Annotated in this window: 19 protein-coding genes and 1 tRNA gene; 8 read left to right on the plus strand and 12 right to left on the minus strand. The window is 70.9% G+C overall.

The window, feature by feature from the left end:
* Positions 1 to 11: 11 nt before the first annotated feature.
* From arc to SS2_RS08775, 3 genes are read right to left on the minus strand one after another with little or no spacing between them, the layout of a single operon-like run.
* Positions 12 to 1,706, minus strand: coding sequence for a proteasome ATPase (gene arc / locus SS2_RS08765; RefSeq protein WP_066463119.1), 1,695 nt, complete (start codon positions 1,704 to 1,706; stop codon positions 12 to 14).
* A gap of 45 nt (positions 1,707 to 1,751) precedes the next feature.
* Positions 1,752 to 2,819: a tRNA (adenine-N1)-methyltransferase gene (locus SS2_RS08770; RefSeq protein WP_066463120.1), complete on the minus strand. Its 1,068-nt coding sequence runs from the start codon at positions 2,817 to 2,819 to the stop codon at positions 1,752 to 1,754.
* Between the two features lie 6 nt (positions 2,820 to 2,825).
* Positions 2,826 to 3,950 (minus strand): site-2 protease family protein, encoded by a 1,125-nt coding sequence (locus tag SS2_RS08775; RefSeq protein ID WP_066463127.1) that lies wholly within the window; start codon positions 3,948 to 3,950, stop codon positions 2,826 to 2,828.
* A gap of 98 nt (positions 3,951 to 4,048) precedes the next feature.
* Between SS2_RS08775 and SS2_RS08780 the strand changes: the two genes are divergently transcribed.
* Entirely contained in the window at positions 4,049 to 4,954 is a 906-nt protein-coding gene (locus tag SS2_RS08780) for a RecB family exonuclease (RefSeq protein WP_439646294.1), read from the plus strand.
* A 123-nt stretch (positions 4,955 to 5,077) separates the two neighbouring features.
* Here the strand turns inward: SS2_RS08780 and SS2_RS08785 are convergent, their stop codons facing one another.
* On the minus strand, positions 5,078 to 5,803 hold the full coding sequence (locus SS2_RS08785) for an HAD family hydrolase (RefSeq protein ID WP_281178678.1): 726 nt from the start codon (positions 5,801 to 5,803) through the stop codon (positions 5,078 to 5,080).
* Positions 5,804 to 6,041: 238 nt separating this feature from the next.
* Here SS2_RS08785 and SS2_RS08790 point away from each other — a divergent pair, with 238 nt between their 5' ends.
* Positions 6,042 to 6,908 carry a PAC2 family protein gene (locus SS2_RS08790; RefSeq protein WP_066463131.1) on the plus strand — a complete coding sequence of 289 codons (867 nt, stop codon included), beginning with the start codon at positions 6,042 to 6,044 and terminating at the stop codon, positions 6,906 to 6,908.
* Between the two features lie 153 nt (positions 6,909 to 7,061).
* Here the strand turns inward: SS2_RS08790 and mshC are convergent, their stop codons facing one another.
* Positions 7,062 to 8,339: a cysteine--1-D-myo-inosityl 2-amino-2-deoxy-alpha-D-glucopyranoside ligase gene (gene mshC / locus SS2_RS08795; RefSeq protein WP_066463133.1), complete on the minus strand. Its 1,278-nt coding sequence runs from the start codon at positions 8,337 to 8,339 to the stop codon at positions 7,062 to 7,064.
* A 124-nt stretch (positions 8,340 to 8,463) separates the two neighbouring features.
* Here mshC and SS2_RS08800 point away from each other — a divergent pair, with 124 nt between their 5' ends.
* Positions 8,464 to 9,504 carry a CorA family divalent cation transporter gene (locus SS2_RS08800; RefSeq protein WP_066463136.1) on the plus strand — a complete coding sequence of 347 codons (1,041 nt, stop codon included), beginning with the start codon at positions 8,464 to 8,466 and terminating at the stop codon, positions 9,502 to 9,504.
* A gap of 12 nt (positions 9,505 to 9,516) precedes the next feature.
* Here SS2_RS08800 and SS2_RS08805 read toward each other — a convergent pair whose 3' ends face one another.
* Entirely contained in the window at positions 9,517 to 10,383 is an 867-nt protein-coding gene (locus tag SS2_RS08805) for an undecaprenyl-diphosphate phosphatase (protein ID WP_066463138.1), read from the minus strand.
* Positions 10,384 to 10,496: 113 nt separating this feature from the next.
* Between SS2_RS08805 and SS2_RS08810 the strand changes: the two genes are divergently transcribed.
* Entirely contained in the window at positions 10,497 to 11,468 is a 972-nt protein-coding gene (locus SS2_RS08810; RefSeq protein WP_066463139.1) for an aldo/keto reductase, read from the plus strand.
* Between the two features lie 9 nt (positions 11,469 to 11,477).
* Here the strand turns inward: SS2_RS08810 and SS2_RS08815 are convergent, their stop codons facing one another.
* Positions 11,478 to 11,819: a primosomal protein gene (locus SS2_RS08815; protein ID WP_066463141.1), complete on the minus strand. Its 342-nt coding sequence runs from the start codon at positions 11,817 to 11,819 to the stop codon at positions 11,478 to 11,480.
* Positions 11,820 to 12,012: 193 nt separating this feature from the next.
* Here SS2_RS08815 and SS2_RS08820 point away from each other — a divergent pair, with 193 nt between their 5' ends.
* Positions 12,013 to 12,243: a DUF5703 family protein gene (locus SS2_RS08820; RefSeq protein WP_066463143.1), complete on the plus strand. Its 231-nt coding sequence runs from the start codon at positions 12,013 to 12,015 to the stop codon at positions 12,241 to 12,243.
* A 158-nt stretch (positions 12,244 to 12,401) separates the two neighbouring features.
* On the opposite strand, the gene SS2_RS08825 is transcribed toward SS2_RS08820, so the two are convergent.
* Both SS2_RS08825 and SS2_RS08830 read right to left on the minus strand, forming a co-directional pair.
* Positions 12,402 to 13,739 carry a M20/M25/M40 family metallo-hydrolase gene (locus SS2_RS08825; protein ID WP_066463145.1) on the minus strand — a complete coding sequence of 446 codons (1,338 nt, stop codon included), beginning with the start codon at positions 13,737 to 13,739 and terminating at the stop codon, positions 12,402 to 12,404.
* Positions 13,740 to 13,852: 113 nt separating this feature from the next.
* Positions 13,853 to 15,952: a M3 family metallopeptidase gene (locus tag SS2_RS08830; RefSeq protein ID WP_066463146.1), complete on the minus strand. Its 2,100-nt coding sequence runs from the start codon at positions 15,950 to 15,952 to the stop codon at positions 13,853 to 13,855.
* Between the two features lie 117 nt (positions 15,953 to 16,069).
* Between SS2_RS08830 and SS2_RS08835 the strand changes: the two genes are divergently transcribed.
* A complete protein-coding gene (locus tag SS2_RS08835) occupies positions 16,070 to 16,951 on the plus strand; it encodes an SDR family oxidoreductase (RefSeq protein WP_066463148.1) in 882 nt (293 codons plus the stop codon).
* Between the two features lie 30 nt (positions 16,952 to 16,981).
* Here SS2_RS08835 and ald read toward each other — a convergent pair whose 3' ends face one another.
* Together ald and SS2_RS08845 are read right to left on the minus strand one after the other, a co-directional pair.
* Complete coding sequence (ald, locus tag SS2_RS08840; protein WP_066463151.1) at positions 16,982 to 18,139, minus strand: alanine dehydrogenase; 1,158 nt, start codon at positions 18,137 to 18,139, stop codon at positions 16,982 to 16,984.
* Positions 18,139 to 19,452 (minus strand): AI-2E family transporter, encoded by a 1,314-nt coding sequence (locus SS2_RS08845; protein ID WP_369405206.1) that lies wholly within the window; start codon positions 19,450 to 19,452, stop codon positions 18,139 to 18,141. Before SS2_RS08845 ends, ald begins: the two co-directional genes overlap by 1 nt.
* 301 nt (positions 19,453 to 19,753) lie before the next feature.
* On the opposite strand from SS2_RS08845, the gene SS2_RS08850 reads away from it, so the two are divergent.
* Positions 19,754 to 19,836: transfer RNA gene (locus SS2_RS08850), tRNA-Leu, on the plus strand.
* 92 nt (positions 19,837 to 19,928) lie between these two features.
* Positions 19,929 to 20,795 carry a lysoplasmalogenase gene (locus SS2_RS08855; protein ID WP_245643467.1) on the plus strand — a complete coding sequence of 289 codons (867 nt, stop codon included), beginning with the start codon at positions 19,929 to 19,931 and terminating at the stop codon, positions 20,793 to 20,795.
* Here the strand turns inward: SS2_RS08855 and SS2_RS08860 are convergent.
* Positions 20,792 to 21,487 (minus strand): hypothetical protein, encoded by a 696-nt coding sequence (locus tag SS2_RS08860; RefSeq protein ID WP_066463156.1) that lies wholly within the window; start codon positions 21,485 to 21,487, stop codon positions 20,792 to 20,794. The two genes, SS2_RS08855 and SS2_RS08860, sit on opposite strands and share 4 nt — an antisense overlap.
* Between the last annotated feature and the right edge of the window lie 17 nt (positions 21,488 to 21,504).

Below are 21,504 nucleotides of genomic sequence, written 5' to 3' on the forward strand. Positions count from 1 at the left end.
GGCACCAGTCGTCAGAGGTACTGGCCGGTGTTGGTGACCGTGTCGATGGTGCGAGCCGCCGAGCCCATCCCCTTGCCGTCCTTGTCCTGGACGATCGTGCGGATGAAGACGATGCGCTCGCCCTTCTTGCCCGAGATCCGCGCCCAGTCGTCGGGGTTGGTCGTGTTGGGCAGGTCCTCGTTCTCCTTGAACTCGTCCACGCAGGCGGTGATGAGGTGGTCCACCCGGATCCCCCGCTGGCCGGTGGCCAAGAAGTCCTTGATCGCGGACTTCTTCGCGCGGTCGACGATGTTCTGGATCATCGCGCCGGAGTTGAAGTCCTTGAAGTACAGGACCTCCTTGTCCCCCGAGGCGTAGGTGACCTCGAGGAACTGGTTCTCCTCGGTGTCGGCATACATCCGCTCCACGACGCGCTGGATCATCGCCTCGAGGACGGCAGGGACGTCGCCGCTGTGCTCCGCGAGGTCGTCGGCGTGGATGGGAAGGTTGGTGGTGAGGTACTTGCCGAAGATCTCCCGCGCGCCCTCGGCGTCGGGCCGCTCGATTTTGATCTTCACGTCCAGGCGCCCGGGGCGCAGGATGGCCGGGTCGATCATGTCCTCCCGGTTGGAGGCGCCGATGACGATGACGTTGTCCAGGCGCTCCACGCCGTCGATCTCGGAGAGCAGCTGGGGCACGATGGTCGTCTCGACGTCGGAGGACAGGCCCGTCCCGCGGGTGCGGAAGAGCGACTCCATCTCGTCGAAGAACACCACGACCGGGTTGCCCTGCGAGGCCTTCTCCCGCGCCCGGGCGAAGATCAGCCGGATGTGACGCTCGGTCTCCCCCACGTACTTGTTGAGCAGCTCGGGGCCCTTGACGTTGAGGAAGTAGCTCTTGGCCTGCGCAGCGGTCTCCAGCAGCGCGGGGTCGCCGCCGTCGGCCACGTGCCTCTCCGCGGCGCGGCGGGCGACTGCGGCGGCGAGGGAGTTGGCGACCGCCTTGGCGATGAGCGTCTTGCCGCACCCGGGCGGCCCGTAGAGCAGGATCCCCTTGGGCGGGCGCAGCCCGTGCTCGCGGAACAGGTCCGGGTGGTTGAACGGCAGCTCGACGGCGTCGCGGATCTGCTCGATCTGCGGGCCGAGACCACCGATGTCGGAGTAGTCGATGTCCGGGACCTCTTCGAGGACCAGGTCCTCGACCTCGGCCTTGGGGATGCGCTCGAAGACGAAGCCGGACCGGGTGTCGATGGTCAGGGCGTCGCCGGCGCGCACCGGCTCGTGCTCGAGGGAGCCCGCCAGGCGCACGACGCGCTCGTCGTCGGACCGTCCCACCACGAGGACCCGGCCGTCGTCGAGCACCTCTTTGACGGTGACGAGCTCGCCGATCTCCTCGAAGCCGCCCGCGGCGACCACCACGAGAGCCTCGTTGAGCTTGACCTCCTGGCCCTGGCGCAGGCCGGACAGGTCGAGGGTCGGACTTGCTCCGACGTGCATCTTGCGGCCCGCCGAGACGATGTCGCAGGTGCCGTCGCCGTGGTCGGCCAAGAACACGGCGTAGGTGCCCGGCGGCTTGGCGAACTCCTCGATCTGCTTGGTGAGCTCGACGATCTTGGACCGCGCCTCACCCAGCACCTGGGCGAGACGCTCGTTCTGCGCCGAGAGCACGGCGAGGCGACGGGCCTGCTCCTGAGCGGTCCCGGAAGCCGCTGACGATGGCGATGACATGTCACTCATGGGTGCACCTCTTCCGCTGTCCGAGGTACGACACTGTCACAGATCGTCGGAGCGCGCTCCGTCGTCCACGTGTGCGTCCAGTGACGGTTCCGTGGCAGCGATGTTCTCGACCGCCTGGCCCACGTCGCGGCGCACCCGACGGACCTTCTTGTCCGAGACGGCCCGCTCGCCGAGGTCCTCGGCGCTCCACTCCTCCTCGGTCACCGGGTAGGAGCCCTTGGCCGGACGACGGCGGCGCACCGGCGCGTCGATCCCGTCGGCCATCCGGCGCGTGGTGATGAGGAAGCCGGTGTGCCCGACCATCCTGTGCTGAGGCCGCACTGCCAGGCCCTCGAGGTGCCAGCCGCGGACCATGGTCTCCCACGCCTCAGGCTCGGTGTAGCGGCCGTCGTCGCGCAGGTCCTCCGCGAGGCGGGAGAGCTGGGTGGTGGTGGCGACGTAGCAGATGAGCACGCCGCCGGGGGCGAGCGCCTGGGCGACAGCCTCGAGGTTCTCCCACGGGGCGAGCATGTCGAGCACGACGCGGTCGACGGTGCCCGGCTCGGCCACCTCGGGCAGGACGTCGGACAGGTCGCCGATGGACAGCTCCCAGGCAGGGTGGGGGCCGCCGAAGAAGAGCTCGACGTTGCCGCGGGCGATGTCGGCGAAGTCCTCGCGCCGCTCGATGGAGTGCAGCGAACCGCCGTCGCCGACGGCGCGCAGCAGCGACATGGTCAGCGCACCGGAGCCGACGCCGGCCTCGATGACGCGCGCGCCGGGGAAGATGTCCGCCATGGCGACGATCTGGCCGGCGTCCTTGGGGTAGACCACGGCGGCGCCGCGCGGCATGGACAGCGTGTAGTCGCTGAGCAGCGGTCGCAGGGCCAGGTACTCGATGCCGGAGGTGGTGCGGATGACCGACCCCTCGGGCAGGCCGATGATCTGGTCGTGCTCGAAGTACCCGCGGTGGGTGTGGAAGCTCGCGCCCGCGGCGAGGGTGATCGTGTGCAGCCGTCCGCGCGGGTCGGTCAGCTGGACCCGGTCGCCGACGCGGAAAGGACCTCGACGCAGGTCGGCTCCGGTGGAGGTGGGGCGGTCGGACGTCGTGTTCGGTTCGTGGGTCACAACGGGTCAGTCTAGATGCACCGCTCGCGCCACGTCCGCAGCGCGCAGCAGCCCCACCACCCGCCCGGAGTCGACGACGACGAACACCGGGGAGCGTCGGGAGGCCTCGATCGCGGCCGCGTGGAAGGCGGGGCCGCGCAGGGAGCCGTCGACGACCGCGCCGGGGGCGAGGGCGACCATCACCTGCCATGCGGGCGTCGCGGCGGCGACGGCGTCGGGCACCGCGGCGAGGGCCGCGTCGTCGACGAAGCCGACGGCCTGACCATGGTCGACGAGGACCACCTGCGCCTGGATCCCGCCCAGCTGGGCGCCGCGAGCCACCTCGCGCACCTGGGAGACGGGCGCCTCGACGGGGACTGCCACGGCCGGCACAGCGAGCCGGCGCGGGTCGAGGGCGTCGATCCGGGCGCGCGCCCTGCTCTGGGCGAGAGCGCCGCTGGCCGCGGTCCACATGAAGGACCCGATGAGCCCGGCCCACACGACGATGAGCAGCTGGACCTGCTGACCCCGCAGCGTCGGCACCACGATCGCGGCAGCCGCCAGGGCCACGGCGAGCAGACGCCCCGTCCAGGCCGCCACGCGCGTCCCGCTCAGCCGGGAGCCGGTCGCTGCCCAGACGGCCGACTCGGTGATCTGTCCGCCGTCCAGCGGGAGGCCCGGCAGCAGGTTGAACACGGCCACCGCCGCGTTCGCGAAGGCTGTGACGTAGAAGAGCAGCGCCAGGTTGGAGGCGTCCGGCTGGAGCAGGTAGCCCACCCAGGCGAGCACGGCCAGCACGAGGTTCGTGGCTGGTCCCACCACGGCGATGAAGGCGGCAGTGCCGGGGGTGGTGCGCAGGTCGGAGTAGGCGGTGTGACCGCCCCAGAACGTCAGGGCGAGCTCGTGCACGGTCATCCCCCGCGAGCGCGCCGCGAAGGCGTGGGCGACCTCGTGCAAGAACACCGACACCATGAGCATGACGACGAGGACGAGGGATCCGGCGACGGCCTGCGGTCCCAGCTCCGGGCTCATCGACCGGACCGTGGGGACGAAGAGGATGGTCAGGACCACGACCATGATGAGGGCTGAGGGCTGGAGCACGACCGGCGCTCCGGCGATCCGACCGATGACCCACCCACGACGTCTGTCCACAGAGGCAACCCTACGGGTCTGCCGTGTCAGTGGGACGCCCTAGGCTCGTCCCCATGCCCTCCACCGTCCCCGCCACTCCCCCCGCACCTGGTCCCGCTGTGGCATCTGACTCTGCGCCGGTCGGTGCTGCGGTCGTCGCGCCGGTCGATGCGCCGGTCCCTGTGGCGCTCCCGACGCCCGTCAAGCGGCCGGGACTGTCCCCCTCCCGTGCGAACGACTTCACCCAGTGCCCCCTGCTGTTCCGTTTCCGGGTGGTGGACAAGCTGCCGGAGCCGCCCAGCTCGGCTGCCGTGCGCGGCACCCTCGTGCACTCTGTCCTGGAACGCCTCTACGACGCCCCGCTCGGGGAGCGCACGGTCGCCCGTGCCCACGACCTGCTGCCGGGCGAGTGGGACACGCTGCTGCAGGCCCGGCCCGAGTACGCCGAGCTGTTCACGAGCGAGCAGGAGAGGCAGACCTGGCTGGGCACCGCCGGCACGCTGCTGTCCACGTACTTCACGCTCGAAGACCCCAACCGTCTCGAGCCGGCCTCACGCGAGCTCTTCGTGGAGTCGCAGCTCGACGGCGGACCGCTGCTGCGCGGGATCATCGACCGCATCGACGTGGCCCCTGACGGCGCTGTGCGGGTGGTGGACTACAAGTCTGGGAAGTCCCCCCGTCCCGGCTACGAGAGCTCGGCGGTCTTCCAGATGCGCTTCTACGGGCTGGTGCTCTGGCGTGAGCGTGGGGAGATCCCCAAGATGCTCCAGCTCGTCTACCTCGGCGACGGACAGGTGCTGCGCAACGAACCCACCGAGCGCGAGCTGCTGGCGACGGAGCAGCGGATCCGCAGCATCTGGTCTGGGATCGAGACGGCGGCGAGGAGCGGGACCTGGGCACCCCGGCGGACCCCGCTGTGCGGATGGTGCGCGCACCAGAGCGTCTGCCCGGAGTTCGGCGGCACACCGCCGGAGCTGGACCCCGACGCCGTGGAGCGCGCGATCGGCGTGCGACCTGTGGCCTGAGGTCCAGGGCGCAGGATCGAGCACTGCAGCCGCGCCCCCTGTCCGCGGGAAGCGGGCAGGGGGCGGTCGGCTTCTGCGGCGGCGCCCAGCGCCCTAGTGCGGGCAGCCGCCGCTGTGCGCGTCTCAGCGCTCGCCGATGTGGTCGATGACGGTCCCGGTCATCACGTCGTGGAAGAACTGCGGCGTCATCGAAGACAGGCTGGTGATGCGGTTCAGGCGTGGGTCGGAGACCACCGGCACGATGACCTCGATGCCCACGGGCACCGCTCCGCAGGCCAGGGCCGAGCCCACCCCGGACGGGGAGTCCTCCACCGCGAGGCAGTCCGTGATCGAGACCCCTAGCCGCTCGGCGGCCGTGAGGTAGGCCTCGGGGTGCGGCTTGCCGTGGGTGACCTCGTCACCGGTCACCACCGCTGAGAACACGCCGGCTGGCGCCTGCTCGATGAAGGCGCTGGCCACCGGCGTGTAGGACATGGTCACCAGCGCGCACGGCACGCCCTGGTCACGCAGCCAGGTGAGGACGTCGATGGCGCCGGGCTGCCACGGGATGGTCTGCCGGACAGCACCGGCGACCCGGTTGATGAGGAAGTCGACGATCTCGGGGATCTCGAGCTGGACACCGGCGGCCTGCAGGGTCGCGGCGGAGCGCGTCAGCGGCGTGCCGACCAGGGCCAGGCCCTGCTCATAGGACCAGCTCCCGCCGTGCTCGGCGACCAGTGCGTTCTCAGCCCCCATCCAGTACGGCTCGGAGTCGATCAGGGTGCCGTCCATGTCCCACAGGACCGCTGCCGGCAGCGTGCGGCCGCTCAGGGTGTCTCCTGCATGAACGTCTGATCTAGATACCTGCAACGTGTCCTCCGTCGATCGTCGTGCTCATTCCTGCGTGCACCGTCCGGCGCACACCTGCACTGTCGAGGCTAGCCGCAGGGCCAGCCAGTACGGCCATCGAGCCAGCGGGACGCACCCCCTGTCGGCGCCCGTGAGGGCGGCGGAGCGGGCCGCTGCCTGGGCTGGAGCCGGGCACTGCCGATCGCGTCACACTGAGCACTCCAGGTGAGCTCCACGCCTGCGGGACTACGCTGGTGGGATGACTCACGACCTTCCCCAGCCAGACCCCGGGACCCCGGACTCTGCGGACGACGCGATCCTCATCGCCGCCTTCGAGGGCTGGAACGACGCCGGGAGCGCGGCCAGCGCGGCCTTGGCGCACCTGGTCGCCGTGTGGGGCGCGGACCTCATCGACGAGCTGGACCCCGAGGACTACCTGGACTTCCAGGAGCACCGTCCCGTCGTCGCGACCCTTCCCGACGGTCAGCGCGAGCTGACCTGGCCCACCACCCGCGTCTTCGTGGCTGGCCCGCCGGCCACCACCCGACGCGTCGTCCTCGTGCACGGCATCGAACCGGCCCTGCGCTGGCGCAGCTACTGCGCGGAGATCATCTCGATCGCCCGCACCCTGGGGGTGCGCACGATCGTCACGGTCGGAGCGCTGCTCGCCGACGTCCCCCACACCCGGCCCATCCCGGTCACCGTCACCTCCGACGACCCCGCGGTCCAGCACCTGCTCGACGTCGAGGCCAACACCTACGAAGGTCCCACCGGGATCGTCGGGGTGCTGCACGACGCCGCCGAGAAGGCCGGCTTCCACTCCCTGTCGGTGTGGGCGGCCGTCCCGCACTACGTGGCGCACCCGCCCTCACCCAAGGCGACCGCAGCCATCCTCAGTCGGCTGGAGTCCTTCCTCGGGGAGACGATCGAGCTCGGCGCTCTCGCCGAGGACGCTCTGGCCTGGCAGCACGGGGTGGACCAGCTCACCAGTGAGGACCCCGAGATCGCCGAGTACGTCCAGCAGCTCGAGGAGGCCAAGGACACCGTCGAGCTGCCCGAGGCGAGCGGCGAGGCCATCGCCCGAGAGTTCGAGCAGTACCTCCGCCGCCGCGACAAAGGCTCCTGACCCGCCCTCTCCCCCGCCCCACCCTCCGCCACCGCCGCCGCCCGCTGAGTGCACGATCTTGTACGCGACACGCCGGTGCGACACGCGCCTTTTCGTGCACTCAGCGGATTGGGCGGGCGGGTGGCAGGTGGGTGGGTGGGTGGAGTGGAGCGGTTAGAGGCGGACGCCGAGGAGGGTGTTGACTGCTCGGGAGATGACGCCCGGGGCGCCTTCGACCGGCTCGGCAGTACCGGCCAGGGACAGCTCGGCCCAGGCGTCGACGGCGGCCAGCGCACGCGGCGCGTCGAGGTCGGCGGCCAGGGCCGCACGGATCTCCGCGAGCGTCTGCTCGGGAGCCGGTCCCCCGTTGCCCGAGACCGCCGAGCGCCACAGCTCGAAGCGCTCCTGGGCGGACTTGAGGTCAGCCTCGGTCCATTCCCAGTCGGTGCGGTAGTGGTGGGCGAGCAGCGCCAGCCGGATCGCCATCGGCTCCACGCCGTCGGCGCGCAGGCGGGAGACGAAGACGAGGTTGCCGCGGGACTTGCTCATCTTCTCGCCCTGGTAGGCGACCAGCCCGGCGTGCACGTGGGTCTGGGCAGCCACCCCGTGGGTGTCGCCGTCGCCGAGCAGGCGGGCGTGCGAGGTGCTCATCTCGTGGTGGGGGAAGAGCAGGTCGACGCCGCCGCCCTGCACGTCGAAGGGCAGGCCGAGGGCAGCACGGGCGATCACGGCGCACTCGATGTGCCAGCCGGGACGGCCGGTGCCCAGCGGGCCGCCGTCCCAGGACGGCTCCCCCGGACGCTCGCGGCGCCACAGCAACGGGTCGAGACGGTTGCGCTTGCCCGGGCGGTCGGGGTCTCCCCCGCGCTCGGCGAACAGCGCCTCCATGACCTCGGCGTCGAACCGCGAGACCTGACCGAAGTCCGGGTCCGCGGTCACGTCGGCGTAGACGTCGCCCAGCTCCGGGTCAGCGCCCCCGGCGCCGTCCTCGAGCGGCACCCGGTAGGCCGCGCCCATGCGCAGAAGCTCGACGACGGCGCGGGCGACCGGGTCGATGGTCTCGACCGCACCGAGGTAGGTGTCGGGCGGGATGACGCCCAGGGCGGTCATGTCTTCACCGAACAGTGCCGTCTGCTCGACGGCGAGGTCGCGCCAGTCCACGCCCGTCGCGGTCGCCCGCTCGAGCAGCGGGTCGTCGACGTCGGTGACGTTGGAGGCGTAGACGACCGTGTGCCCGGCGTCGCGCCAGGCGCGTCCGAGCAGGTCGAAGGCGACGTAGGTCGCGGCGTGACCGATGTGGGTCGCGTCGTACGGGGTGATCCCGCACACGTAGAGGGTCGCGGTCTCACCGTGGGCGGCCACGACCAGCTCACCGGTGGAGCTGTCATGGACGCGGACGGTGTCTCCACGGCCGGGGAGTTCAGGGATCTGCGGAGCGGGCCAGGTAAGCACGGATCAACCCTAGCTGGCAATCACCAGGGCACCCGACCGACGATGCGCCACAATGCCTATGACGGCTCTGGACCGCCCCTCGGCACGACTACCCACAACCACGCCTGACGAGCAGCGAGGCTTCATGACCACCGACAGTCCCGGCACCGCACGTGCCAGCGCGATCCGACGAAGCTTCGAGCGAAACTCCGACCGGTGGCACGAGCTGGCCGCCGACGCACCCGCGCAGCAGCCGCCCGCTGCGGTCCGGTGGCACGTCGTCGCCGCGTCCCAGGACGTGCTCGACGTCGCAGACCAGCTCGGCCTGCCGACCGCCGACGTCCGGCTCCGCCTCTCGCAGGTCCGGGCGGGCGCCGCCCGCGTGCCTTCCCGGGTGGTCCGGGTCAACGACCATGCCATGTACGTCGTCGTGCCGACGGCGTCCTTCGCCGACGAGCAGGTGAGCACCGGCGCCATGACGTTGTTCGTGACAGCCGACTGCGTGATCTCCTTCGAGGCCGGAGACGCCCAGGTCACCGACGGCGTGGCGGCCCGCCTGACCGAGCCACGCACCCTCGTCGGGAACGGCGCGCTGCCGGTGCTCGCGGCGACCTTGGTGGAGGTGCTCGCCGGGGCCTCGGAGGTCGAGCTCGCCCTCGGTGACGCGGTCGCGGACCTGGAGCGGACAGTCTTCCGTCCGGACGTGGACCCGCTCGAGCGGCTGTACAACCTCAAGCGAGAGATCTCCGAGGCCCGGCGCGCGCTGCTGCCGCTGAGCATCGAGATCCCTGACCTCGGGGGGGACGCCTCGTCCGCGTCGGCGGCGTCGGCCCAGCCGCTGCGCCTGGACCGCCGCCTGCTCGAGCGTCTCACCACGACCGCCGAGCGGGTGGACCGCCACCTCGACGCCCACGACGGTCTGCTCTCCGACATGCTCTCGGTGCGGCTCTCCCAGGTGTCGGTGCGCCAGAACGAGATCACGCTGCAGCAGAACGAGGACATGCGCAAGATCTCCGCGTGGGCGGCGATCGCCGCGGTGCCGACCCTGCTCGCGGGGATCTACGGGATGAACTTCCGTCACATGCCCGAGCTGGGCTGGCACCTCGGCTACCCCGTCACGATCGCCGCCATGACGACGCTCTGCGTCACGCTGTACCGGGCGTTCCGGCGCGCGGGGTGGCTCTAGGCGACGGGCCGCTCACACACCGCCGTGGGCGTTGAGCACGCCGGCGGTGAGCAGCACGACGACGACCACCGCGAGCACGATGCGGTAGATGACGAAGGGCTTGTAGCTGAAGGTCGAGACGATCTTGAGGAAGACGATGATGACGAAGTAGCCCACGACGAAGGCGACGAGGGTGGCCATGAGCGTCATCGCCAGGCTCGGGGTGCCCGGGACGCCGATCTCGTCGGCGGAGGTGAACAGCTTGTAGAAGCCCGACCCCAGGACCGCGGGGATGGCCAGCAGGAAGGAGTAGCGCGCGGCGGCCTCACGGGTGTATCCCATGAGCAGCCCGGCCGAGATGGTGCCGCCCGAGCGGGACACCCCGGGGACGATCGCCAGCGCCTGGGCGAAGCCGAAGTACAGCGCGTGCTTGGGGTTGAGGTCGGTCAGCTCGCGGTTCTTGGCACCGACCTTGTCCGCCCAGCCGAGCACGAGGGCGAAGACGACGAGCATGAGGGCGATGAGGTAGAGGTTGCGGAACGACTTGTCGATCGCGCTCTCCAGCCCCAGGCCGAGCACGACGATCGGCAGGCTGCCCAGACCGATGTACCAGCCCATCCGGGCGTCGTGGTTGCGTGATCCCATGCGCTCGCGCCACGTGGGCCCGTCCTGACCGCTGATGGCGCGCCACCACGCCGTGCAGATCGTGGCGATGTCGCGGCGGAAGTACAAGATCACCGCGCTCTCCGTGCCGATCTGGGTGATCGCCGTGAAGGCGGCACCGGGATCAGAGGCGCCGATGAGCTCGCCGACGATGCGCAGATGGGCGCTGGAGGAGACCGGCAGGAACTCGGTGAGACCCTGGACCAGTCCGAGGATGAAAGCTTGGAGTCCGTTCACGTCGGGCCACGTTACCTGGCTGCGGGCCCCGTCGGGGTCAGCCTCGCAGCGCCGGTCGCCCCGGATGCGCTGCGCACTGCCCTGGCAGCGGCCCGCACAGTAGTCTGCAGGGCATGGAACTCCGCCGCCTGGGCCGTACAGGCCTGCACGTGTCCGCTCTGGGGCTCGGGACGATGACGTGGGGCCGGGACACCGACGCCCAGGACGCCGGTCAGCAGCTGCGGGACTTCACCGAGGCCGGCGGGACCTTCGTCGACACCGCCGGGTCCTACGGCGACGGAGCGAGCGAAGAGATCCTCGGCTCGCTGCTGGGATCGCTGGTCGACCGTGACGAGGTGGTGGTCGCGACCAAGGGTGGTCTGCGGCGCACGCCAGGCGGCATGGTCGTCGACTCCTCCCGCGGTGCGCTGCTGTCCTGCCTCGACGCGTCGCTGCGCCGGCTGGGGACCGACCACGTGGACCTCTTCCTGGTCCAGGCCCCTGACCCGCACACCCCGCTGGAGGAGACCGTCTCGGCGCTGCGGCACATGGTCGTCTCCGGACGCGCCCGCTACGTCGGGCTGGCTAACCACGCGGGGTGGCACACCGGGTACGTGGCTGCGGCGCTGCGCTCGGGCGCTGACGTCGAGCTCGCGGCGCTCGAGGTGGAGCACTCCTTGCTCAACCGGGAGTGCGAGCAGGACCTCGTCCCAGCCACGCAGGCGCTCGGCGTCGGGCTGCTCACGTGGTCCGCGCTCGGCCGCGGGGTGCTCACCGGCAAGTACCGGCGCTCGCTGCCGTCCGACTCCCGTGGGGCGTCCAGCCAGCTGTCCGGCTTCGTCGAGCCGTACCTCGACGCTCGGGGGTCAGCGGTGGTCGACGCGGTGTGCACCGCGGCGTCAGGACTGGGCCGGGCCCCGCTCGAGGTGGCGCTGGCCTGGGTGCTGGGACGGAGCTACGTGTCCTCGGCGATCGTCGGTGCGCGGACGCCGGTCCAGCTGCGGGAGTCGCTGCGGTCGCTCGACCTCGTGCTCCCTGGCGCGGTCGGTGCGGCGTTGGACGAGGTCAGCCACCCGAGCAACGAGTTCACCGACGCCTACGCCTGAGCACGCCGGTCACCTGATGGCGTCGACGTCCTCGTCGTAGTCCGAGCCGTCCAGGTCGGCGTCGTCGATCCCGCCCAGGCGCTCCTCGGCGTCGTCGTCCTCGTCCACGTCGTCCACATCGTCGTCGTCGTCATCGTCGTCATCATCGTCGTCGTCGGCGAGCACGACGGGGAGAGCCTCGCCGTAGGTGTTGCCGATGGCCTCGTCGTAGACGTCGAAGGCGTCGGCGAGCACGTCGTAGGCGTCGTCGACGGAGGAGTCCTCGTCACCTCGCCGGCTGGCGACCGCAGCAAAGTGCGCCTCGAGGGCAGCGACAAAACGATCAAGGGCGGCGCGCGGGTCGACGGTCATACCCTGACGGTAGCGCGCTCGCGAGGGGAATGGCAGCGGATAGTCTTGTGGGTTTGCCCGGGGCCGACGCCGCCGGTCCGGTGACCTCGATGCGCACCAGAACCGTCCCTGATAAGTTCGACGGCAGACCCGCTCCGGGCCGCACGCCCTCGGGCGCCGGCGCTGAGCACTCGGCATCGAAAGGTGACACACGATGGCTGCGAAGGTCCCCCGAGACCATTGGACCGCCCAGGGCCGTGAGTACGAGGTCCGGGTTCTGACCATCCCCCGGGACCACACCCGGTCCCAGACCCGCCAGATGCTCACCGACGAGGCCGAGCACGGCCGGTGGGAGCTGGCCCGGTCGGTGCTCTACGTCGGTGGTGAGCGCCGAGTCTGGCTCCGGCGCAAGATCATCCGCGCCCGCAGCACCCTCATCCGCTGACAAACTGCACTCCCCTCCCCCTCCCCCCGCGCACCCCGGTGAGTGCTGGGTCGTGCACGCTTTTTCGCGTGATCTGCGTGCACAACCCAGCACTCAGCGGAGGGGCTTGGGTGGGGAGGTGGGGTGGGGTGGTGGGGAGGCGGGGTGGCTGGACGGGGTCAGCAGGTCTCGAGGAGGCGGGTCAGGACTCGGGTGCCGAACTTCAGGGACTCGACGGGGACCCGCTCGTCCACTCCGTGGAACATCCCGGGGAAGTCGAGGCCCTCGGGCAGGCGCAGCGGGGCGAAGCCGTAGCCGGTGATCCCCAGCCGGGCGAGCGACTTGTTGTCGGTGCCACCGGAGAGCGAGTAGGGCAGCACGAGCGCACCCGGGTCCTCCGCGAGCAGCGCCGCCGTCATCGCGTCCACCAGCGACCCGGAGAAGGGCACCTCCAGCGCGATGTCCTCGTGGATGGGTTCGATGCGCACGTGCTCCCCCGCGAGCTCGCGCAGCGTGGCCATCGCGCTCTCGGTATGCCCGGGCAGGAACCGGGCGTCGATGGCGGCCTCCGCGCGCCCAGGGATGACGTTGGCCTTGTACCCGGCGCTCAGCTGGGTCGGGTTGGAGGTGTTGCGCACCGTGGCTCCGACGAAGCGCGCAGCCGGTCCGAGCGCGTCCACGAGGGCGTCGATGCGCTCCGGGTCGCCGGCGTCGAAGGCCAGCCCGGTGAGGTCGCTCACCCCGCGCAGCAGCGCCTCCACCGTCGGGGTCAAGACGTAGGGCCAGGGGTGCTGCCCGATCCGCGCGACCGCCGCGGCCAGGTGCGTCACGGCGTTGTCAGCGGCGATCTGCGAGCCGTGCCCGGCCCGCCCGTCGGCGACGAGCCGCAACCAGGCCAGGCCCTTCTCCGCCGTCTGCAGCAGGTAGGCGCGCTGGCCGTTGATCTGCGTGGAGAAGCCTCCGACCTCGCTGATCGCGTGGGTCGCGCCCTCGAACAGCTCCGGACGGTGGTCGACGGCGTAGCGCGCACCGAAGTCTCCCCCGGCCTCCTCGTCGGCGAAGAAGGCGAGCACGACGTCGCGCGCGGGCTGGCGTCCCTCGCGCACCATCTGGCGCACGACGGCGAGCATCATCGCGTCCATGTCCTTCATGTCCACCGCGCCGCGACCCCAGAGCAGACCGTCGATCTCCTCACCGGCGAAGGGGTCCACCTGCCAGTCCGCGGCCTGGGCCGGGACGACGTCCAGGTGTCCGTGCAGGACGAGCGCGGACCGTGAGGGGTCCACGCCGGGGATGCGCACCACGACGCTGGCCCGGCCGGGCGCGGACTCGAAGAGCTCGGGATCCAGGCCCACCTCGTGCAGCAGACCCATGACGTACTCGGCCGCCGCTCGTTCCCCCGGTCCGGAACCGTCGCCGTAGTTGGAGGTGTCGATCCGCAGCAGGTCCGCACAGATGCGCGCCACCTCGTCCTCTGCGGTCAGGGTGGCTGATGACAGGGACGGGTCGGTGGTCATGCTCACACGCTACCCGTTCCCTGCCACCGCCCTGCGGACCCCGGTCCAGCCGCGGACAGCCGTGCCCGCGGCCTCGACCGGTGTCCTCGCACCCCTCACGGGGCCAGCCGGCCTCAGCCGGCGGTGTCGAGCCCGCGGCGCGCGAGCAGCGGCGCGATCGCCGGTCCGCGCCCGCGCAGCCGGGCGAAGGCCTCCATCGGGTCCATCGAGCCGCCCACCGCGAGCAGCTGAGTGCGGAACCGGTCACCGCTCGTACGGTTGAGCACGCGCCCGTCCACGGCGTTCTCCGTGAACCACTCCACGGTGTCCGCGTCCAGCACCTCCGACCAGATGTAGGAGTAGTACCCGGCGGAGTAACCGCCTCCGAAGATGTGGTTGAAGTACGTCGTGCGGTACCGGGCCGGCACGGCACGCAGCGCCAGGCCCACGGCCTCCAGGGCTGCGCCCTCGAAGGGCAGCACCTCCTCGACGGCGGTGGGGACCGCGTCCGGACCGATCTGGTGCCAGGCCTGGTCGAGCAGCGTCGCGGCGAGGTACTCCGACGTGGCGAAGCCCTCGTTGAACTGACGGGACTCGATCATCGTGGTGATCCACTGCGCCGGCAGCGGCTCGCCGGTCTCGTGGTGCACCGCGTAGGCGCTGAGGATCTGGGGCTCCCACGCCCACATCTCGTTGACCTGAGAGGGGTACTCGACGAAGTCGCGGGGCACCTCGGTGCCCGAGTGCGAGGGGTAGTGCACCGCGGAGAAGAGCCCGTGCAGCGCGTGCCCGAACTCGTGGAAGAGGGTGATGACCTCGTCGAAGACGAGGAGCGTCGGCTCACCTGCCGGTGGCTTGACGATGTTGAGGTTGTTGACCACGACCGGGCGCTCGTCGAGCAGGAAGCTCTGGTCGACGAGGTTGTTCATCCACGCTCCCCCACGCTTGGACTCGCGGGTGTAGAAGTCGGCCAGGAACAGGCCCAGGCCGGTGCCGTCGGCGTCGATGACCTCGAAGACGCGGACGTCCGGGTGGTAGCCGAGGAGGTCGGTGCGCTCGGTGAAGGTGATGCCGTAGAGCGCCGTCGCGGCGGCGAACACCCCCTTGCGCAGGACCGTCTCCAGCTCGAGGTAGGGGCGCAGCAGCGCGTCGTCGAGGGAGTAGCGCTCCTTGCGGACCCGCTCGGCGTAGTAGGCCCAGTCCCAGGCCTCGAGCACGGCGTCGGGGTCGTCGAGGTCCGCGGCCAGGGCCGCCTGCAGGTCGGCGGCCTCCGCCAGGGCGTTCGCTGCCGCAGCCGGGGCCAGCGGGGCGAGCATGGTGTTGACGGCCTCGGTGGTCTTGGCGGTGGCGTCCTCGGCGATGTAGGCGGCGTGGTGGTCGTAGCCGAGCAGGCGTGCGTGCTCGGCGCGCAGCCGCACGAGCTCCAGGACGGTCTCGCGGGTGTCGGTGTCGTCTCCGGTCGCCCCGCGGGTCACCGAGGCCTCGTGGACCCGGCGGCGCACGTCACGACGACGCAGCGAGGCGAGCACCCCCTGCTGGGTGGGCAGCTGCATCTCGAGCAGGTAGGCCCCCTCGTCCCCGCGGTCCGCAGCCGCCTGCGCCGCGGCCGCGACGGCGTCGTCGGGCAGGCCCTCGAGGTCACGGACGTCGGTGACGAGCACGCTCGCGGCGTTGGCGCCGGCGAGGAGCTTGCGGCCGAAGGTCGCCTCCAGGGAGGTCATGCGGGAGTTGAGGTCACGCAGGGTCGCCTGGTCGGCCTCGGGGAGGTTGATCCCGGAGCGGCGGAAGTCCTGCAGCAGGGTGGCCAGCAGCCAGGCGCTGTCGGGGGTGAGGGCCACCTGGCCGGCGCGGGCCGCGGCGTCGAGCAGGGCGACGCGGGCGTAGAGGCCGGCGTTCATGAAGATCGCGTCGTGGTGGGCCGAGAGCTCGGGGGCGAGCTCTTCCTCGATGTCCTCCAGGACCGCGCTGGAGTCCGCGCTGGCGATGTTGTAGAGCACGCTCAGCGTGCGTCCGAGCAGGTCGCCGCTCCGCTCGAGGGCCTCGAGGGTGTTCTCCACGGTCGGCGGCTCGGGGTTGTCCACGATCGCGGCGATCTCAGCCAGCTCGGCGGCCATGCCGGCGCGCGCGGCGGGCAGGTAGTGCTCGTCGCGGATGGCGGCGAAGTCGGGCAGACCGTAGGGCAGGGACGACGGGCTCGCGAAGGGGTTCTCGAGCAGGTTCTCGGAGAGATGCATGCCCCCATTCATACGGGAGAACCGCTCTCAGGTCGATCTCGACCGTGAAGATGCCGACGGCGGCGACCCGAGGCACGATGGAAAGTCCCTGTGACCTGCGACCACGAAGGAGACTCCATGACTGCCAACCAGCCGACCGAACCCCTCCCCCCAGGCCTGCCGGCCCAGCAGCAGCAGCCCCCGGGCCTCACCGAGCCGATGCGCCCTCAGCCCGACCACGGCGAGTCCAGCTATCGCGGCACCGACCGCCTGCTCGGCAAGAAGGCGTTCATCACCGGTGGTGACTCGGGCATCGGACGCGCCGTGGCCATCGCCTTCGCCCGCGAGGGCGCGGACGTCGCCATCTCCTACCTCCCTGAGGAGCAGGAGGACGCCGAGGTCACCCGCCAGCTCATCGAGGACGCCGGACGTCACGCGGTGCTCGTGCCGGGCGACCTCACCCAGGAGAGCGAGAGCCGGGCCGCGGTGGCGACCGCGGTGCTCGAGCTCGGTGGTCTTGACGTGCTCGTCAACAACGCCGGCTACCAGATGGCGCGGCGGGAGTCGATCGCCGACATCACCACCGAGGAGCTCGACCGGACCTTCAAGACGAACCTCTATGCCTTGTTCTGGGTGACCCAGACGGCGCTCGAGCACCTGCCCAGCGGTGGGTCGATCATCAACAACGCCTCGATCCAGGCGTACCAGCCATCGACCTCGCTGCTCGACTACGCCGCGACGAAGGCTGCGATCACGAACTTCACCGTCAACCTCGCATCCGAGGTGGGGCCGCGAGGCATCCGGGTCAACGCCGTGGCGCCCGGGCCGATCTGGACGCCGCTGCAGCCTGCGACCCAGTTCAACGAGAAGATCGAGGCCTTTGGCACGGACACCCCGTTGGGTCGCCCCGGGCAGCCGGGCGAGGTCGCTCCGGCCTTCGTCTTCCTGGCCGACGACGCGACCGCGAGCTACGTCTCGGGGACCGTCCTCGGCGTCACCGGCGGCAAGCCGGTGTTCTAGGAGCCGTTCTCGGAGCCCGTCCCCCGGTGCTCATGCCGGGCCGGCGGGCATGCCGTGGCTCATGCCGTGCGCCTGGGCCACCTCGGCGCTGACCAGGCGGCCGCCCTGAGTCATCAGGCCGGCCGCCAGGGCCGGCTCCCGGAGCAGCAGCTGCGCGACGGCGTCGGCTGCGGTCGTCGCCGTCGCTGCTGCTGGCTGGGTGGCCTGCGCTGACGCGAGCAGCGTCAGGTAGGGCAGCGTCGCGTTGGTCAGCGCCTGCGTGCTCGTCACCGGCACCGCGCCAGGCATGTTGGCCACGGCGTAGAAGATGCTCTGGTGGACCGGGTAGACCGGGTTCGTGTGCGTCGTCGGGCGGGTGTCCTCGAAGCACCCACCCTGGTCGACGGCGATGTCCACGAGGACAGAGCCCGGCTGCATCCGTGAGACGAGCTCGTTGGAGACCAGCCGCGGGGTCCGTGCGCCCGGGACCAGCACCGCCCCGATGACCAGGTCCGCGCTCAGCACCTCCCGCTCGATGCTCGCGGCGGTCGAGATGACCGTCCGCACAGCCGGCCCCAGCTCGGTGTCGATCTCCCGCAGGGTGGCCGCAGACAGGTCGATGACGGAGACGTCGGCGCGCATCCCCACAGCGGTCTGGGCGGCGTTGCGACCAGCGGTGCCACCGCCGATGATGACCACCTTGGCAGGCCGCGTGCCGGGCACCCCACCCATGAGCACCCCGGTGCCACCGGCCGGACGCAGCAGGTAGTACGCCCCCACCTGAGGAGCCAGCCGCCCCGCGACCTCGCTCATCGGCGCCAGCAACGGCAACGAGCCGTCCGGGAGGCGGACGGTCTCGTAGGCGATCGCCGTCGTGCCGGCGTCGAGCAGCGCCTGGGTGCAGGCACGGTCCGCGGCCAGGTGCAGGTAGGTGAACAGGACGAGGTCATCCCGCAGGTAGGGGTACTCCTGCGGGAGGGGTTCCTTGACCTTGCAGACGATCTGGCTCTCGCGCCACACGGTCGCGGGGTCCTCGACGACCGTGGCGCCGGCGGCGGCGTAGTCGGCGTCGCTGATCGACGACCCCGCACCGGCTCCGGCCTGGACGAGGACCTCGTGACCGGCGCGCACCAGGTGGTGCGCGCCGTCGGCAGTGAGCGCGACGCGCAGCTCGTTGTCCTTGGCCTCGACGGGGATGCCGATACGCATCAGGACTCCTCAGGGTCGGTCGACGCGCGCTTGATCGAGGCACGGTCGGTGGAGGCACGGTCGGTTGAGGCGGCCGGGCGCGAGCGGGGCGTACCGGGATGGGCGTGGTGGGACGGGTTCGGCCGCGCCGGACGGGCGGCACGACGGGGCGCGTCACCCGGATCGTGGTGCTCGTCAGCGCTGTCCTTGTCGTGCGGACCGTTCTTGTCGAGCTGGTGGGACGCGTCCGTCTCGTAAGGTTCCTCGGTCTCCTCCCTCGTCTCCGCGTCCTGCATCGGTGGGTCGAGGTGACTGCGGAGCTGGGAGAAGACCGCCCAGACCACCGCGACCAGCGGCACCGCGATGACCGCGCCGAGGATCCCGGCCAGCAGCGTGCCGCAGGTGACCGAGATCGCCACGACGATCGGGTGCAGGGACACCTGCTTGCCCATGACCAGCGGCTGCAGGATGTGTCCTTCGAACTGGCCGATGAGCGCGATGCCGATGCCGACGATCGCGGCCTTGACCACGCCGTCGACCGCGAGGGCCACGACCATGGCGACCACCATCGCGGCGGGGGCACCGACCAGCGGGATGAACGCACCGATGAAGACGAGCACCGCGAGCGGCGCCGCGAGCGGCACTCCCAGGATGGACAGGAAGATCCCTGCCAGCAGCCCGTCGGTGATCGCGATGATCACGGTGCCGCGGGTGTAGCCGGAGAAGGTGTACCAGCCGGCGCCGCCCACGACCTTCCAGGTGTCGCGCATCCGCGAGGGCAGCTGGTTGAGGAACCAGGTCCACATCGCGCTCCCCCGGGCGAGGAAGAAGATGGTGCAGAACACCGCCAGCGCGAGCGCTGTGAACACCTCCACGACCGTGCCGGCCTGCTCGAAGGCCGTGCCGGCGATGTCACCGGCGTGGTCCTGGACCCACTTCTGGGCGTCGGCGAGCCACGCGTCGAAGTCGGCTTCGGTGATGGAGAACGGCAAGGGCCCGTCCTCGAAGAAGTCGAAGATCCGGCCGATGCCGGTGGTGAACTGCTCCGAGAGGTTGTGCCACTGCCCGGCGACGGAGGCGACGACGTAGGTGAGCAGCCCGCCGATGACGAGCAGACCGGACAGCATCGCCAGGGCTGTGGCCAGCCCGCGGGGCATGACCTTGGAGTAGACGTTGACGACCGGCCGCAGCACGGCGGTGAAGACCATCGCGACGAAGAGCGCGACGAAGACGAGCTGGACCTTCGCGGTCGCGAAGACCACGAGCGAGACGACGATGACCACGAGGATGAGGCGCCACGACCATCCGGCGGCGTTCTTCAACCATTGAGGCACGGTGTCGACGGGAGCGTGGACCGGCGGGCGGATCGATGCTGTGTTCCGCCTCACACTTGCGGTCCGTACTCGCTGACCTGACATGCGGCCTCACCAACTTCCTAGATTCCGCGGATTTCCAGCGATGAACAGCAAAAACACTACTCCGCGGGGCCGCTTGCGGAGCAGTGACAGGCCGCGCGCACCCCACCGAGCACCCACCCGCAAGTCTCCACCCGACCCCCGATTCATGCTCGACGCCGAAACCGTGCTAGATTTTCCGACGCACCCAAGAGAACGAAAAGTTCTTGAAGGTCCACCTGCCCAGGTGGCGGAATGGCAGACGCGCTAGCTTGAGGTGCTAGTGTCCGTAAGGACGTGGGGGTTCAAGTCCCCCTCTGGGCACTCGTTGAGACAGCGAATGAGAAGGGCCCTGGTCTTCGGATCAGGGCCTTTTTCGTATCAGTCCCAGTCCTACGACATCAACGGAGATGTGCGTGACTGCTTCCTCGTCCCCCCGTACGCGCCGGCGCACCAGCGTCCTCGTCCTGACCTTCGCGGCGACCTGCTTCATCCACCTCGTCGCCCATCTCGCCGGCCTGGACACCGTCGCGACGGTGTCCCAGTGGCTGCTCATGCCGCTGCTCGCCCTCGCGCTCGCCTCCGCCACCTCCGGCGCGCCGCGCGGCCGCCTCGTCCGCCTCACGCTCGTCGCCCTCGGCTTCTCCTGGCTCGGAGACACCGCGCCCGACGCCGTCCCTGACGACGCCGCCTTCCTCGTCCTGGTCGGCTTCTTCCTCGTGGCCCAGGTCGTCTACGTGGTCGCCTTCTGGCCCTACCGGCACGCCAGCGTCCTCTCCCCCAGCCAGCCCGCCCGACGTCGGGCGCTGGCTCTGGTGTATCTCCTGGCCCTGATCGTCCTCGTCGTGGCGTGCGCCCCGGGGGCCGGCTCGCTGCTCGTCCCCGTGCTCGTCTACGGGGCGACGCTGACGCTCATGGCGGCCCTGGCGACCGGCGTCGGGCGGCTCGTGGCGCTCGGCGGGGCGGTGTTCGTCGTCTCGGACTCGCTCATCGCCCTCGAGGCCTTCGTGGACGGCTGGGCACTTCCCGCGCAGGGGTTCTGGGTGATGGTGACGTACATCGCGGCTCAGTGGCTCATCGTGGCTGGGGTGGTGCGGGCCGCCGCGGCGGATCGCGACGGCGACCGGGTGGGTGAGCGCGTGAGTGGTCGCGTGGGCGACCGCGGGTCGGGCCGTCGCGGCGAGCCCGCGGCGCGCAGGCCTGGAACCGGCACGGGCAGCGGCTCGGCTGGCGGCACGGTGGGCGGCACGGTGGGTGGCGAGCGGGCTGAGGCCGCGCCCTAGACGAGCCCGTCCGCGTCGGCCGCCAGGCGCTCACCAGCACGGAAGGCGGCGGCGAAGGCGAGGACGAGCGCCGCGATCAGCAGCGGGGTGAGCGTGAGCTGCGGCGGGCTCGTCACGAAGATCCCGTCGTCGGCGAGCCCGAGCCGTTCCAGCACCCGGATGCCCCCCAGCTGGGGCAGCAACGGGGCGAGCGACCCGGCGACGGCGATGACGCCGGCGAGGAGGGACAGGCAGCGGGCGTTCCCGACCGCGAAGGGCGTACCGGCTGCGATGCTGAGCACCACCGGGTAGATCAGGATCGCGCCGATCAGCACTGCGAGGCCGCCCACGAGGGCGTCGCCGCGGCTGAGGATCTGCTCGAGGTGGGTCGAGTCCCACGCCGCGATGGTCACCTGGCCACCGTTGTCGCCGGTCCCGAGTGCTGCGGGCGGGAGCGTGGTGATCGACCCGTCCTCGATCTGCACGCCGTCGATCGAGAGGTCGACGCTCGGCCACTCTCCCTCCGGGGCGAGCAGAGTCACCGGAGCGCGGACCGTGGCCGGGACGATGGTGAGGGCGTTGATGGCGTAGCTCACCCCGGCGATGCCTACGATCACCCCGATGAGGAGGATGAGCCTGGCCAGCACCCGGATCCAGCGCGTGGGCCCCGGGTGGGCGTCAGGGCGGGCGGGGAGCGTGAGCGCGTGCGTCATGTCGGATCTCCGGTGAT

Source organism: Sanguibacter suarezii NBRC 16159 (assembly GCF_001552735.1).
Taxonomy (GTDB): Bacteria; Actinomycetota; Actinomycetes; order Actinomycetales; family Cellulomonadaceae; genus Sanguibacter; species Sanguibacter suarezii.